The sequence below is a fragment of the Azospirillum sp. UENF 112521 genome (assembly GCF_058780665.1).
The window spans coordinates 100325-113438 of record NZ_JBSNCI010000004.1; the positions used below are offsets into that span (position 1 = coordinate 100325).

A 13114-nucleotide genomic window follows, 5' to 3' on the forward strand; every position below is an offset into this window, starting at 1 on the left:
TCCTGTCACCGCCGGCCTGTCACTGTGGAGTGCGCCGTCCGTCGGTGGAGCGGGTGTATAAACGGTCCGGACCGGGTGCGCAACGCAAAAAATGCATCATCGTCAAAAAGATCAGGACCGTCGATCCACCCTCGCCGCAGCCTTGTCAGAAATCGCGATCGATCACGAAATCAATGACTTCCATCAGCGCCTGCTTGACCGGCCCGTCGGCGAACAGCCCCAGGCTGTCGCGGGCGATGGAGCCGTAATGGCGCGCACGCTCCACCGTGTCCTTCAGGGCATTGTGGCGGGCCATCAGCGCCTGGGCATGTTCGAGGTCGCCGTCCTTCTGGTCCAGCTCCTCCATCACCCGGCGCCAGAAGGCGCGTTCCTCGTCATTGCCGCGACGGAAGGCCAGCACCACCGGCAGGGTGATCTTGCCCTCGCGGAAATCGTCGCCGACCGTCTTGCCGAGCTTCGCCTGCAGGGCCGAATAATCCAGCACGTCGTCGACCAGCTGGAAGGCGATGCCGAGATTCATGCCGTAATCGTAGAGCGCCAGCTCCTCCGCCTGCGGGCGGTTGGCGACGACGGCGCCGACGCGGCAGGCGGCGGCGAACAGCTCCGCCGTCTTGCCCTTGATGACCTCGAGATAGGCCTGCTCGCTGGTCTCGGTGTCGTTGGTGGTGCGCAGCTGCAGCACCTCGCCCTCGGCGATGATGGCGGAGGCACCGGACAGGATGCGCAGCACGTCGAGCGACTGCACCTCCACCATCATCTCGAAGGCGCGGGAGAACAGGAAATCGCCGACCAGCACGCTGGCCTTGTTGCCGAACACCGCGTTGGCCGAGGCCATGCCGCGGCGCAGGTCGCTCTCGTCGACCACGTCGTCGTGCAGCAGGGTCGCGCTGTGGATGAACTCCACCACCGCGGCCAACAGCCGGTGATGCTCGCCCTGGTAGCCGCACAGGTTGGCGGCCGCCAGCGTCAGCACCGGACGCAGGCGCTTGCCGCCGGCGGCGATCAGATAGCCGGCCAGCTGGGGAATCATCTCGACCTGCGACTGCATGCGGTCGAGGATGATCTGGTTGACGGCGCTGAGGTCCTCGGCCACCAAAGCGGTCAGGTCGTCGAGCGGGGTAGACTTGCGCCGTTTCGGCTCGAAGTTGGTCACGACCGCCAAGGTCGACTCCACGGATGATTGACGCCAGAATTTGCGCTAGGGAGCATAACGGCCTAGGCTCTTCGGTCAAGTCCGCAGGGGGCCGTTATTTCGAGACGCCCGTCCTTTCGAGAAACCATGACCGAACTGCTGCGCACCACCGATCCCGTCCGCCTGTCCTGGCTGGTCGCCCTGCTTGCCGATGCCGGGATCGAGGCCATCGTGCTGGACAGCTACACCAGCATCCTCGAGGGGTCCATCGGTGCCATTCCGCGGCGGCTGATGGTCGATACGGACGACGCCGCACAGGCCGTCCGCATCCTGCGCGAGGCCGGCGAAGCGTGAACGGCACGATCCTTCCGGTTCCGGAACAAAGCATCGAAGCGCCAGTGGCTTTACCCGTGGATTTCCTGCTGAACGGCCGGGTCAGGCTGCTCCAGCCCGACGGCGGCTATCGCGCCGCCATCGATCCGGTCTTCCTCGCCGCCATCACCGCCGCCGGCGACGGCGAGCGGGTGCTGGATGTCGGCACCGGCACCGGGGCTGCGGCACTCTGCCTCGCCGTCCGGGTGCCGGGTGTGTCTGTTGTGGGGCTGGAACAGCGGGCCGATGCCTGCGCCTTCGCCCGCCGCAATGCCGCGCTCAGCGGTGTCGCGGAGCGGGTGACGGTGGTGGAAGGCGACCTGCTGGCACCGCCGGACGCGCTCGGCAGCGCCGGATTCGACCGGGTGATGATGAACCCGCCCTATCTGAAGGCCGGTGCCGCCAGCGTCCCGCCCGACGGCTGGAAGGCCGCCGCGAATGTCGAAGGGACGGCGCAACTGGCCGACTGGGTGCGCTTCGCCAACCGCATGCTGAAGCCGCGCGGCACCCTGACCATGGTCCACCGCGCCGACCGGATCGACGACATCCTGCAGGCACTGCGCGGCCGCTTCGGCAGCCTGGTCCTGGTGCCCCTGTGGCCCAAGCCGGGGGTGGAGGCCAAGCGGCTGCTGCTGGTCGCGCGCAAGGGCGGCAGGGCGCCGGCCCGCCTGACCGCCGGCCTGACGGTGCACAGGGCCGAAGGCGGCTATAGCCCGGAGGCGGAGCGGGTGCTGCGAGACGCGGAAGCGCTCACCATTTAGCGGGGCCAATTTAACGGGACCTGCGCCTTTCAATCGGGAGACTTCAATCCCATCTCTGCCGGCATGAGCCTGAAATCCCTCCTCGCCAAACTCCCCTTCGGCCCCTGGCGCAAGGCCGGGCCGCTGGTGTCCGTCGTCCGCCTGACCGGGGTCATCGGCCAGGGCGGCCCCTTGCGCTCCGGCCTGACGCTGGCCGGCGTCGCCCCGCTGCTGGAACGCGCCTTCGCGCCCAAGGACCAGAAGGCGGTGGCGCTGGTCGTCAACTCGCCGGGCGGGTCGCCGGTGCAGTCGGCGCTGATCGCCAAGCGGATCCGCGATCTGGCCGAGGAGAAGAAGGTGCCGGTCTTCGCCTTCTGCGAGGATGCCGCCGCCTCGGGCGGCTACTGGCTGGCCTGCGCGGCGGACGAGATCTGGGCCGACGAAAGCTCCATCGTCGGCTCCATCGGCGTGGTGTCGTCCGGCTTCGGGCTGCATGGGCTGATCGAGCGCCACGGCATCGAACGGCGCCTCTACACCGCCGGCGACAAGAAGGTGCTGCTCGACCCCTTCTCGCCGGAACGGGAGGACGGGGTCGCCCATCTGAAGGCCCTCCAGGCCGACGTGCACGAGGCGTTCAAGGCGATGGTGCGGGCCCGTCGCGGCACCCGCCTGACCGGGCCGGAGGAGGAGTTGTTCTCCGGTGCCTTCTGGGCCGGGCGCCGGGCGCTGGCGCTCGGGCTGATCGACGGGCTGGGCGACCTCCGCTCCGTCATGCGCGGCCGCTTCGGCGAGAAGGTCCGGCTGCGCGTGGTGCAGCAGGAGGGCGGCATGCTGCGGCGGCTGCGACTGCGCGCCGGATATGGCGACGCCCCGGCCTTGGAGGCCGGGGCGCAGGAAGCCTTTGCCGATGCCCTGGTCGCGGCCGCCCGCACCTCTCTCGACGATTGGGCGGCCTGGGCGAAGCTGGGGCGTTGAGGAGAACCCGCCCTCAGCGCTCGGCGGTGGCCGGTGCCGCCTGAAGCCCGTAGTCGTCGGCCTGGATGAAGGCCGCGCGCAGTGGCTTTAGGACGAACAGCGCCAGCACCGCGGCGACCAGATTGAAGCTGGCGGCGATGTAGAACACGGCGTGCCACCCGAAATGGCTGGCGATGATGCTGCTGAGCGGGACCAGCAGCGCCGCCGTGCCCTTGGCGGTGTAGAGCATGCCAGCGTTGGTCGCCGCGAACTTCGAGCCGAAGGTGTCGCCGGCGGTGGCCGGGAACAGGCTGTAGATCTCGCCGAAGACGCAGAAGAACATCGCCGTGAAGATCACGAACATCACCGGGTTGCGGCCGAGCTGCGTCACCAGGATGATGGCGAGTGCGGCGATGCCGAAGGCGATGAACATGGTGTTCTCGCGGCCGATGCGGTCGGACACCCAGCCGAAGAAGGGCCGGCCAGCGCCGTCGAGGATGCGGTCGATGGAGATCGCCAGCGTCAGCGCCGGCAGGACGAGGCCGAACATGTTGATCGGCGAATTGGCGACGTGGAAGTCATGGGCGATCGGCGCGATCTGGGCCGCCGCCATCAGTCCGCCGGAGGCCACCATCACGAACATGACGTAGAGCAGCCAGAAGACCGGGGTGCGGATGACGCGGGACGGCGGATGGTCGATCTTGGTCTGGGCAAGCCCGCTCTTGCGCACCGGGCCGCTCGACTTCGGCGCCTTGCGCAGGAAGAAGGACAGCACGAAGATCACCACGCCCTGCCCGATGCCGAAGACCAGGAAGGCCTGCTCGTAGCCTTGGCTGGCGATCATGTTGGCGATGGGAATGACCGTGGCGCCGGCACCGGCGCCGAAGCCGGCGGCGGTGACGCCGGCGGCGAGGCCGCGCTGTTGCGGGAACCATTTCAGCGCATTGCCGACGCAGGTGCCATAGACGCAGCCGGCGCCGATGCCGGAGATCACCGCCGCGGTGTAGAGCATCGGCAGCGACGTGGCCTGGCTGTCGATCACCCAGGAGCCGCCGACCAGCAGGCTGCCGACCAGAACCACCACCTGCGGGCCGTAGCGGTCGACGAACCAGCCCTCGACCGGGACCAGCCAGGTTTCGGTGAAGACGAAGATGGAAAAGGCGATCTGGATGGCCGCGCGTCCCCAGCCATGCTTGGCATCGATGGGATCGACGAACAGCGTCCAGCCATATTGCAGGTTCGCGATCATCGCCATGCACAGCAGGCCGACGCTGAGCTGGAACCATTTGTTGTGCAGAAGACCGCGGTCTTCGGTCGTCTCTGTGGTCATGCCCCAAAGTCCCATTGAGCGTGGGGGCGCAGGACCGGCGGGGTGTGGCTGTCCGCTGTGGCGGGCCACCCGCATCGCACCGCGTCCTGCGCCGTTCGGACATGACTGTGCGCCTCAACAATCCGTATTCCAAATACCGGATACCGAATGCGTTATTCTTTTCCACATCGTGGAATGCGTTGAAAAGTCTCGCTTTTTCACGGCAGCAGACATGCACCGATTGCTTGCCTTGCGAACAGAACTGTCAAGGCAGAGCCATGCGGCGCACACATATTTGAAATACGGTATCTGGTATACATAATATCTTGTTGCGGTGCAGAGAGAGGCGCATCATCGGTCCATGTTCACCGGCGCTGACGAGCTGAGCCGCAGCCAGGGGAAATCGCACGATGTCCAGCATCCTGACCCGCCTGTTCGCCGGTTCCGCCGCTCTGGCTCCCGCCGGCTTCGCCCCTGCGGGAGTTTATTGTCCCGCGGCATTCCCGCAGATCGCCCTGCCGGATCTGTTCGCCGGTTTCCGCACCCGCCATGGCGGCGGCAAGCGCAAGCCGGAGTCGCCGGACGTCGCGATGTCTTGGGCCGAGTTCGGCCGGGGGTTCTGAACGGAGATTTCTCGACGCGGCCGGACTCAGGCCGGAGAAATCTGGCCGCAGAGTACTGGCCGCAGAAATCAGGCAGCAGGAATCAGGCTGCGGAGTTCTGGGTCAGCAGGGTAGTGAGCCAGCGGAAATTGGCCCCATTGCCGGTCTGGATGGCGCTTTCCACCACCTGCATCGCGGTCGCGGGGTCCTGCGGGTCGGGCACCGGGGATGAGGCGGCCATGCCGGCCCCGCCCTGCCCGTCCTCCTGCGCGAACAGGGTGACAGCACCGACGCCGAGGCGGACGGAGGGCTGGGCGTTCGCCACCACTCCCGTGCCACCGGCACCGGAGGCGTCGCCCTCCCCGACCCCGTTCAGGGTTTCCAGCATCGCCGCGAACTGGCCGGCCAGCGCACCCGCCTGCCGGGACGCGGACGTCCCTTTGCGCTCCAGGACGTCTTCCGCCCTGATGCGCATGGCTTGCGTGGCCTCGCTGTTGGCCATCATCGACATGGGACCATCCCCGGCGGTTTGTGGCGAACCGCAGGGACACACGCAAAAATCACGCCATCACCACAACCGGCGATTCACAAGGGCCGGCGCCGCCCCTGCGACGATTTGACCGGCAAAAATTTCCCAGCCACCCGGCAGAAGATTCCCAGCCGCCCGGCAAGGCTTGCCTCGCCTTGCCGGGTCGGGCCGAACCGGGCCGGGACCAAGCCGGCTGGAGGTCAGTCGCGGAAGTTCTGGTACTGCAAGGGCTGCTCGATGCCCATCCGCTTGACCACGGCGATGGCGTCCTGCAGGTCGTCGCGCTTCTTGCCCGTCACCCGCAGCTCGTCGCCCTGGATCGAGACCTGGACCTTCATCTTGCTGTCCTTGATCCCTTTGACGATGGTCTTCGCCAGATCCTGCGCGATCCCCTGCTTGATCGTCACGGTGTGGCGCAGGGCATCACCCGCGGCGCGCTGCGGCTGCGCGGTGAAGTCCAGCGCCGCGGCGTCGAGCTTGCGGCGGGTCACATAGACGCGCAGCAGTTCCTGCATCTGCGCCAGCTTCGGCGCGTCGTCGGCCAGCAGAACGATCTCGTTCTCGGTCCGCTCCACCGTGCATTTGGAGCCCTTGAAGTCGAACCGGGTTTCGATCTCGCGGCGGACGCCGGCGAGAGCGTTGTCGATCTCGTGGACGTCCGTCTCGGACACGATGTCGAACGACGGCATGGCGGCACTCTCCCTGATAGGACTGCTGAGAAACGAATCGGGCCAACCGTAAAGAAGACGGCCGCCGCACTCAACAGCCGCTTTGCCCCCTCTGTTTCAGTGATGGGCATTTCACCGGACGGGCAGATGGAACGGCAGGGCGATTTCCCGCAACTCCTTGCCCGGCAGCAACAGGGTCGCCACCGCCCGGTCCGGCTCGAACCGCCAGCTGCGCGGATCCGTCAGGTCGGGGCCGTCGCACTCCGCCGCCAGATCGGGGCCGAGCGCCGCCCGGCAGGCGGAAATCGCAGTCGCCGGCCAGGAGGCGGTGCCGAACATCTGCGCCGGTGTCGGCACCTGCTCGCGCACAAGATCGACCGTCAGCGCCGCCGCGTAGCGGAAGCCGTTGCCCTGCACCCCTTCACCCAGGAACTGGACCGACAGCAGACCGGGGGCGACGACGTGGACATCGGCGGTCAGGACCAGCTCCGCCTCGATCCCCTCCGGCAGATCGGCCGAGCTTTCGCGGAACGAGCGGACTTCGCCCTCGACGAAACGGCGCACCGTCTCATTGAAGAACGCGGCTCCGGGCGTGGCCGGATCGGCGATCTCCGGCCGCTCGGCCCAGATATGGAGGCGGCTGCCCGGCTGCCCTTCGGTCTGCGGAACCATGCGCAGCCGTGCGCCGAGCGCCGGTGTCGAACAGATCGGCTTTCCCTCCGCCGCCCCTGTTCCGGCGCGGGCCCGGGCACAGTCGACGCTGGCCGCAGCGGCTGGATCGGCAAGGGCAAGGAGGAGCGGCAGGCAGAAGGCGGCAAGGCGGCGAAGGGCCATGATGCGGACTCCATCGCAGGGAGGCCGCTTCAGTGGAGCAAAGATAGCCCGGCCGCCGCAAGGGGGGCCGGGCTCATCGTCAGGGCAGACCGAAAGGGCACGTGTCCTGCCGCCGGTCAGTCCATCTTTTCGGCGTAGTGACAGGCCACCAGCCGCTCATCGACGGGGCGCAGCGGCGGAACCTCCGCCGAACAGCGCTCGGTGGCGAAGGGGCAGCGCTTGTGGAAGGCGCAGCCCGGCGGCGGGTTCAGCGGCGACGGCAGTTCGCCCTTCGGCACCACCCGGTCGAGGCGGAGATCCGGGTTCACCCGCGGCGTCGCCGCCAGCAGGATGCGGGTGTAGGGATGGCGCGGACGGGTGAACACCACGTCCTTGGCGCCATGCTCCACCGGCTTGCCCAGATACATCACCATCAGCGAGTTGGCGATGTGCCGCACCACGCTGAGATCGTGGGAGATGAACAGGTAGGCGAGGTTCAGCTCTTCCTGCAAATCCATCATCAGGTTCAGCACCTGCGCCTGGATCGACACGTCGAGCGCCGACACCGGCTCGTCGGCGACGACGACGCGCGGATTCAGCATCAGGGCGCGGGCGATGGCGATGCGCTGGCGCTGGCCGCCGGAGAACATGTGCGGATAGCGGTCGACCTGATCGGGGCGCAGGCCCACCTTCCCCATCATGGCCACCGCGCGGTCGCGCCGCTCGTGCTTGTCCATGGCGGTGTTGATGACCAGCGGCTCGGTCAGGATGGAGCCGACCGTCTTGCGCGGGTTCAGCGAGCCGTAGGGATTCTGGAAGACCATCTGCACCGTGCGGCGCAGCTCCTTCATCTCCGCGGCACTGCGCCCGACCACGTCGCGGCCGTCATAATGTAGTTCGCCGGAGGTCGGCGGCTCGATCATGGTGACGGAGCGGGCCAGCGTCGACTTGCCGCAGCCCGATTCGCCGACCACCGCCAGCGTCTTGCCGGCCTGGAGGCGGAAGGACACGCCGTCCAGAGCCTTCACCGTCGCCATCGGCTTGAAGGCGCCGCGCTTGACCGCATAGTGCTTGCGAAGGTCGCGGGCCTCCAGCACGACCGAATTGCCGGCCGAGGCCTCGAAGATATGGGGTTCGTTCTGGGTTTCGGTCCGGATGGTCATCACAGCGCCTCCCCGGCGGCGGGATGGCCGTCCGGCAGCGGGTAGAAACAGCGCGCGCGCCCGTCGTCCACATCGAACAGCGCCGGGCGCTCGGCCCGGCAGCGCGCGTCGGCGAAGCGGCAGCGCGGGCTGAACAGGCAGCCGGCCGGCCGGTCGGCGATGCCCGGCACCATGCCGGGAATCGTCGGCAGACGGCGCTTGCCGAGCGCCCGCTCCGGCAGCGCGTCCAGCAGGGCGCCGGTGTAGGGATGGCGCGGCCGCTCGAACAGGGACTGGACGGGCCTCGTCTCCGCCACCTGGCCGGCATACATGACGACGACGCGCTGGGCCGTCTCCGCCACCACGCCCATGTCATGGGTGATCAGGATCAGCGCCATGCCGCGTTCGCGCTGCAGCTGGACCAGCAGGTCGAGGATCTGCTTCTGGATGGTGACGTCCAGCGCCGTCGTCGGCTCGTCCGCCACCAGCAGGCGCGGGTTGCAGGCGATGGCGATGGCGATCATCACGCGCTGGTTCATGCCGCCCGACAGCTGGTGCGGGAAGGCCGACAGGCGTGTCTCCGGCGCGGGGATGCCGACCTGCTCCAGCAGCGCGATGGCGCGGTTGCGCAGCGCCTTGCCGGACAGCCCCTCATGCACCCGCAGGGTCTCCATGATCTGGAAACCGACGGTGAAGCAGGGGTTCAGGCTGGTCATCGGCTCCTGGAAGACCATGGCGACGTCCTTGCCGGTGATCTTCCGGCGCTGGGCGGCGGGCATGGTCAGCAGGTCGCGGCCGCCGAACATCATCCGGTCGGCGACGACGCGGCCGTTGGAGCCGAGCAGCCCCATCACCGCGAGAGAGGTGACGGACTTGCCGGAGCCGGATTCGCCGACGATGCCGACGACCTCGCCTTCGTCCACGGTCAGGTCGATGCCATCCACCGCGCGGAAGGTGCCGGCGCGGGTGGTGAACTCGACCGACAGGTTCTTGATGTCGAGAAGAGGCATGAGGTCAACGCTTCAGCTTGGGGTCGAGCGCGTCGCGAAGACCGTCGCCCAACAGATTGAAGGCCAGCACCGTCACCAGGATGGCGATGCCGGGCCAGGTCACGACCCAGGGGGCGCGCTGGAGGAACTGCAGCGAGGAGGCCAGCATGGTGCCCCATTCCGGCGTCGGCGGCTGCGCGCCGAGGCCGAGGAAGCCCAGCGCCGCGGCGTCCAGGATGGCGGTGGAGAAGCCCAGCGTCGCCTGCACGATCAGCGGAGCGACGCAGTTGGGCAGAACCACGATCAGCATCAGGCGCAGCGGCCCGGCCCCGGCGACGCGTGAGGCGACGACATAGTCCTTGTTCACCTCGGCCAGCACGGCGGCGCGGGTCAGGCGGGCATAGTGCGGGATCACCACCACCGACACCGCCAGCATGGCGTTCACCAGCCCCGGCCCGAGGATGGCGGCCACCACCACTGCCAGCAGCAGCGACGGCAGCGCCAACAGGATGTCCATGGCGCGCATGATCAGCACGTCGGCCATGCCGCCGAAGAAGCCGGCGACCAGCCCCAGCCCCAGCCCCAGCCCGACGGCCAGCGACAGGGTGACGACGATCAGGCCGATCATCATCGACAGCCGCGCGCCGTACATCAGGCGGGACATCATGTCGCGGCCGATGTCGTCGGTGCCCAGGATGTAGCTCCAGCTCCCGCCCTCCTGCCAGACCGGCGGGGTCAGGATGGCGTCGCGGTACTGGATGTCGGGGTGGTGCGGGGCGATGACGCCGGCGAAGATGGCGATCAGCGCGATCAGCGCGATCACCACCAGGCCGCCGAGCGCGCCCTTGTTCTGCTTGAAGTGATACCAGAACTCGGTCAGCGGGTGCGGCGGGCGCGACACTGTGACTGCGGATTCTGCGTTGGTCGAGGTTTCAGCGGACATGGATTGGCCTCACCGCGCGTGACGGATGCGGGGGTTGAGGACGCCGTACAGCACGTCCACCAGCAGATTGACCAGGATCACCGAGGTGGCGATCAGCAGGACGCCGCCCTGCAGGGCCGGATAGTCGCGGCGGTTGATCGACTCGATCAGCCATTTGCCGACGCCCGGCCAGGAGAAGATGGTCTCGGTCAGGATTGCGCCGCCCAGCAGCGTGCCGACCTGCAGGCCGATCACGGTCACGACCGGGATCAGCGCGTTGCGCAGCGCATGCATGCCGATGACCCGGCCGCTGTCCAGGCCCTTGGCACGGGCGGTGCGGATGTAATCCTCGCCCAGCACCTCCAGCATGGCCGAGCGCGTCATGCGCGCCACCACGGCCAGCGGCACGGTGCCCAGCACGATGGTCGGCAGGATCAGATGCGACAACGCCGAGCGGAACGCCTCGTAATCGCCGGCCATCAGCGTGTCGATCAGCATGAAGCCGGTCACCGGCTCCACGTAATAAACCAGATCCAGGCGCCCCGAGACCGGGGTCCAGCCCAGCGCGACCGAGAAGAACAGGATCAGCAGCAGGCCCCACCAGAAGATCGGCATGGAATAGCCGGTCAGGCTGGCGCCCATCACGCCATGGTCGAACAGCGACCCGCGCTTGACCGCCGCCAGGATGCCGGCCGGCAAGCCCACCAGCGTCGCGAACAGCATGGCGCAGAGCGCCAGTTCGAGCGTCGCCGGGAACAGGGTGATGAATTCGCTCAGCACCGAATTGTGGGTGACCAGCGACAGGCCGAAATCGCCGGACAGCACGTTGCCGACATAATCGAGGAACTGTTGCCAGAGCGATTGGTCGAGACCCAGTTCATGGCGGAGGGCGGCCAGCCGTTCGGGCGCGATACCCCGTTCGCCGACGCGCACCTCGATGGGGTCGCCGGGAACCAGCCGGATCAGGATGAAGGTCAGAAAGGTGATGCCGAGAAAAGTCGGAATCACCAAGCTTACCCGCGTCAGGATGAAGCGAAGCATCGACGGGTACTCGTTTTTTAAAACTACGGTGAAAACTGGAACGGAGCGCTGACTTGGCAACGCCCCGTTCCATCAGGGGCACCTGCCCCCACTCCGGCCCTTCCCCGCTTGCGCAGGGTTGGGAATGCCACTCTGTTCAAAGGGTTGGAGGCGCGGAACCCCAAGGCCTCCAACCCGGTACACCCGGCGCCGCACCCCCTTTTTGCAGGGGCGCGTCACGCATCACTTCAGGTCGACGCCTTCGAAGCGATGGATGCCGAACGGGTCCATCTTGTAGCCGACGACATTCTTGGCGAGGCCCATGTAAACCACCGAATGGGCGATGGTGTACCACGGGGCCTCTTCCTTGAAGATGACCTGCGCCTGCTCGTACAGCTTGGTGCGCGCGGCGATGTCGGTGGTGCGCTTGGCCTGGACGACGAGGTCGTCGAACTCCTTGTTGCACCACTTCGACAGGTTGTTGCCGCCCGGACGCGCAGCCTCGCAACCCAGAAGGGTGTAGAGGAAGTTGTCCGGATCGCCGTTGTCGCCGGTCCAGCCGAGCATGCCCATCTGGTGCTCGCCCTGCTGCATCCGCTTGCGGTACTCACCCCACTCGTACTGCACGATCTTCGCCTTGATGCCGACCTTGGCCAGATCGGCCTGCATCATCTCGGCGACGCGCTTGGCGTTGGGGTTGTACGGGCGCTGCACCGGCATCGCCCACAGGTCGGTCTCGAAGCCGTTGGGATAGCCCGCGTCGGCGAGCAGCTTCTTGGCGCGCTCGACGTCGTAGGGATAATCCTCGATGGCGTTGTTGTACGACCACATGGTCGGCGGGATCGGGTTCTTGGCCGGGACGCCGGCAGCCTGATAAACCGCGGCGACCGTCGCCTTCTTGTCGAGCGCCATGCTGACGGCGCGGCGGACCCGCACGTCGTCGAACGGCTTCTTCGTCACGTTGAAGGAGACGTAACCGACGTTCAGGCCTTCCTGCTCCTGGACGACGATGGAGGTGTCCTTCTTCATGCCGTCGATGTCGGCCGGATTCGGATACGGCATGATCTGGCATTCGTTGGCCTTCAGCTTGGCCAGACGAACCGCCGCATCGGGCGTGATCGCGAAGACGAGGTTGTCGAGCGGCTGCTTGCCGCCCCAATACTGCTCGAACGCCTTGTACCGGATGACGGCGTCCTTCTGGTAGGCGACGAACTGGAAGGGACCGGTGCCGACCGGAACCTGGTCCAGCTTCTCCGGCGTGCCCTTCTTCAGCAGCATCGCGCCATATTCGGCCGACATGATCGGGGCGAACGGCATGGCGAGGTTGGCCAGGAACGGCGCCTCGACCGCGTTCAGCGTGAACTTGACCGTCAGGTCGTCGACCTTCTCGATCGACTTCAACAACTTGGGCATCGCCATGTCGTTGAAGTAATCGTAGGCGCCGCCGGAGATCTTGTGGAAGGGATGATCCGGCTTCCACTGGCGCTCGAACGAGAAGATCACGTCTTCGGCGTTGGCATCGCGGGTCGGCTTGAAATCGCCGACGCTGTGCCACTTGGCACCGGCGCGCAGCTTGAAGGTGTAGACCAGCCCGTCGTCGGAGATGGTCCAGGATTCCGCCAGGCCGGGAACGACCTTGGTGCCGCCATGCTCGAACTGGACGAGATTGTTGTAGACCGGAAGAGCAACGTCGAAGCTGGTGCCGGTCGTGTTCAACATGGGGTTGAAGTTTTCGGGGCTACCCTCGGAGCAATAAACAAGGGTCTTCGCCGCCTGGGCCGGCGCCGACAGCGCCAGCGCCGCGGCCATACCAAGCCCGGCACCCAGCAGGATGCGCTTCATTCGTCTTGCCTCCCGATTCCGATTGGAGCGTATGGAAATTTGCCAGAACGCCTATGAAATAGCGCCGCCATTTGGCGCGT

14 protein-coding genes are annotated in these 13114 nt (G+C 67.0%); 4 read left to right on the forward strand and 10 right to left on the reverse strand.

The window, feature by feature from the left end:
• Positions 1-145: 145 nt before the first annotated feature.
• The gene (locus ACWPN8_RS21165; protein ID WP_492242175.1) at positions 146-1162 is read right to left on the reverse strand and encodes a polyprenyl synthetase family protein; all 1017 of its coding nucleotides are present in this window, start codon (positions 1160-1162) and stop codon (positions 146-148) included.
• Positions 1163-1279: 117 nt separating this feature from the next.
• Between ACWPN8_RS21165 and ACWPN8_RS21170 the strand changes: the two genes are divergently transcribed.
• The 3 genes from ACWPN8_RS21170 to ACWPN8_RS21180 all read left to right on the forward strand — a co-directional run bounded on the left by ACWPN8_RS21170 (position 1280) and on the right by ACWPN8_RS21180 (position 3219).
• A complete protein-coding gene (locus tag ACWPN8_RS21170) occupies positions 1280-1486 on the forward strand; it encodes a putative signal transducing protein (protein ID WP_109449728.1) in 207 nt (68 codons plus the stop codon).
• Positions 1487-1530: 44 nt separating this feature from the next.
• A complete protein-coding gene (locus ACWPN8_RS21175) occupies positions 1531-2265 on the forward strand; it encodes a tRNA1(Val) (adenine(37)-N6)-methyltransferase (RefSeq protein ID WP_492242176.1) in 735 nt (244 codons plus the stop codon).
• A 63-nt stretch (positions 2266-2328) separates the two neighbouring features.
• Positions 2329-3219, forward strand: a complete 891-nt coding sequence (locus tag ACWPN8_RS21180) for a S49 family peptidase (RefSeq protein WP_109449724.1) — start codon at positions 2329-2331, stop codon at positions 3217-3219.
• A gap of 13 nt (positions 3220-3232) precedes the next feature.
• Here ACWPN8_RS21180 and oxlT read toward each other — a convergent pair whose 3' ends face one another.
• Positions 3233-4528, reverse strand: a complete 1296-nt coding sequence (gene oxlT, locus ACWPN8_RS21185; RefSeq protein WP_492242177.1) for an oxalate/formate MFS antiporter — start codon at positions 4526-4528, stop codon at positions 3233-3235.
• 389 nt (positions 4529-4917) lie between these two features.
• Here oxlT and ACWPN8_RS21190 point away from each other — a divergent pair, with 389 nt between their 5' ends.
• Complete coding sequence (locus tag ACWPN8_RS21190; protein WP_492242178.1) at positions 4918-5130, forward strand: hypothetical protein; 213 nt, start codon at positions 4918-4920, stop codon at positions 5128-5130.
• Positions 5131-5212: 82 nt separating this feature from the next.
• Here ACWPN8_RS21190 and ACWPN8_RS21195 read toward each other — a convergent pair whose 3' ends face one another.
• The 8 genes from ACWPN8_RS21195 to ACWPN8_RS21230 all read right to left on the reverse strand — a co-directional run bounded on the left by ACWPN8_RS21195 (position 5213) and on the right by ACWPN8_RS21230 (position 13034).
• On the reverse strand, positions 5213-5620 hold the full coding sequence (locus tag ACWPN8_RS21195) for a hypothetical protein (protein WP_455183455.1): 408 nt from the start codon (positions 5618-5620) through the stop codon (positions 5213-5215).
• Between the two features lie 218 nt (positions 5621-5838).
• The gene (locus tag ACWPN8_RS21200; RefSeq protein WP_098737515.1) at positions 5839-6327 is read right to left on the reverse strand and encodes a YajQ family cyclic di-GMP-binding protein; all 489 of its coding nucleotides are present in this window, start codon (positions 6325-6327) and stop codon (positions 5839-5841) included.
• Between the two features lie 111 nt (positions 6328-6438).
• Positions 6439-7140 carry a hypothetical protein gene (locus ACWPN8_RS21205; RefSeq protein ID WP_492242179.1) on the reverse strand — a complete coding sequence of 234 codons (702 nt, stop codon included), beginning with the start codon at positions 7138-7140 and terminating at the stop codon, positions 6439-6441.
• Between the two features lie 116 nt (positions 7141-7256).
• Positions 7257-8282: a peptide ABC transporter ATP-binding protein gene (locus ACWPN8_RS21210; RefSeq protein ID WP_492242180.1), complete on the reverse strand. Its 1026-nt coding sequence runs from the start codon at positions 8280-8282 to the stop codon at positions 7257-7259.
• The gene (locus ACWPN8_RS21215) at positions 8282-9271 is read right to left on the reverse strand and encodes an ABC transporter ATP-binding protein (RefSeq protein ID WP_098737512.1); all 990 of its coding nucleotides are present in this window, start codon (positions 9269-9271) and stop codon (positions 8282-8284) included. Before ACWPN8_RS21215 ends, ACWPN8_RS21210 begins: the two co-directional genes overlap by 1 nt.
• A 4-nt stretch (positions 9272-9275) precedes the next feature.
• Positions 9276-10193, reverse strand: a complete 918-nt coding sequence (locus ACWPN8_RS21220; RefSeq protein WP_492242181.1) for an ABC transporter permease subunit — start codon at positions 10191-10193, stop codon at positions 9276-9278.
• Between the two features lie 9 nt (positions 10194-10202).
• Entirely contained in the window at positions 10203-11213 is a 1011-nt protein-coding gene (locus ACWPN8_RS21225; protein ID WP_109050116.1) for an ABC transporter permease subunit, read from the reverse strand.
• A gap of 222 nt (positions 11214-11435) precedes the next feature.
• Positions 11436-13034, reverse strand: a complete 1599-nt coding sequence (locus tag ACWPN8_RS21230; protein ID WP_109449711.1) for an ABC transporter substrate-binding protein — start codon at positions 13032-13034, stop codon at positions 11436-11438.
• Positions 13035-13114 lie beyond the last annotated feature (80 nt).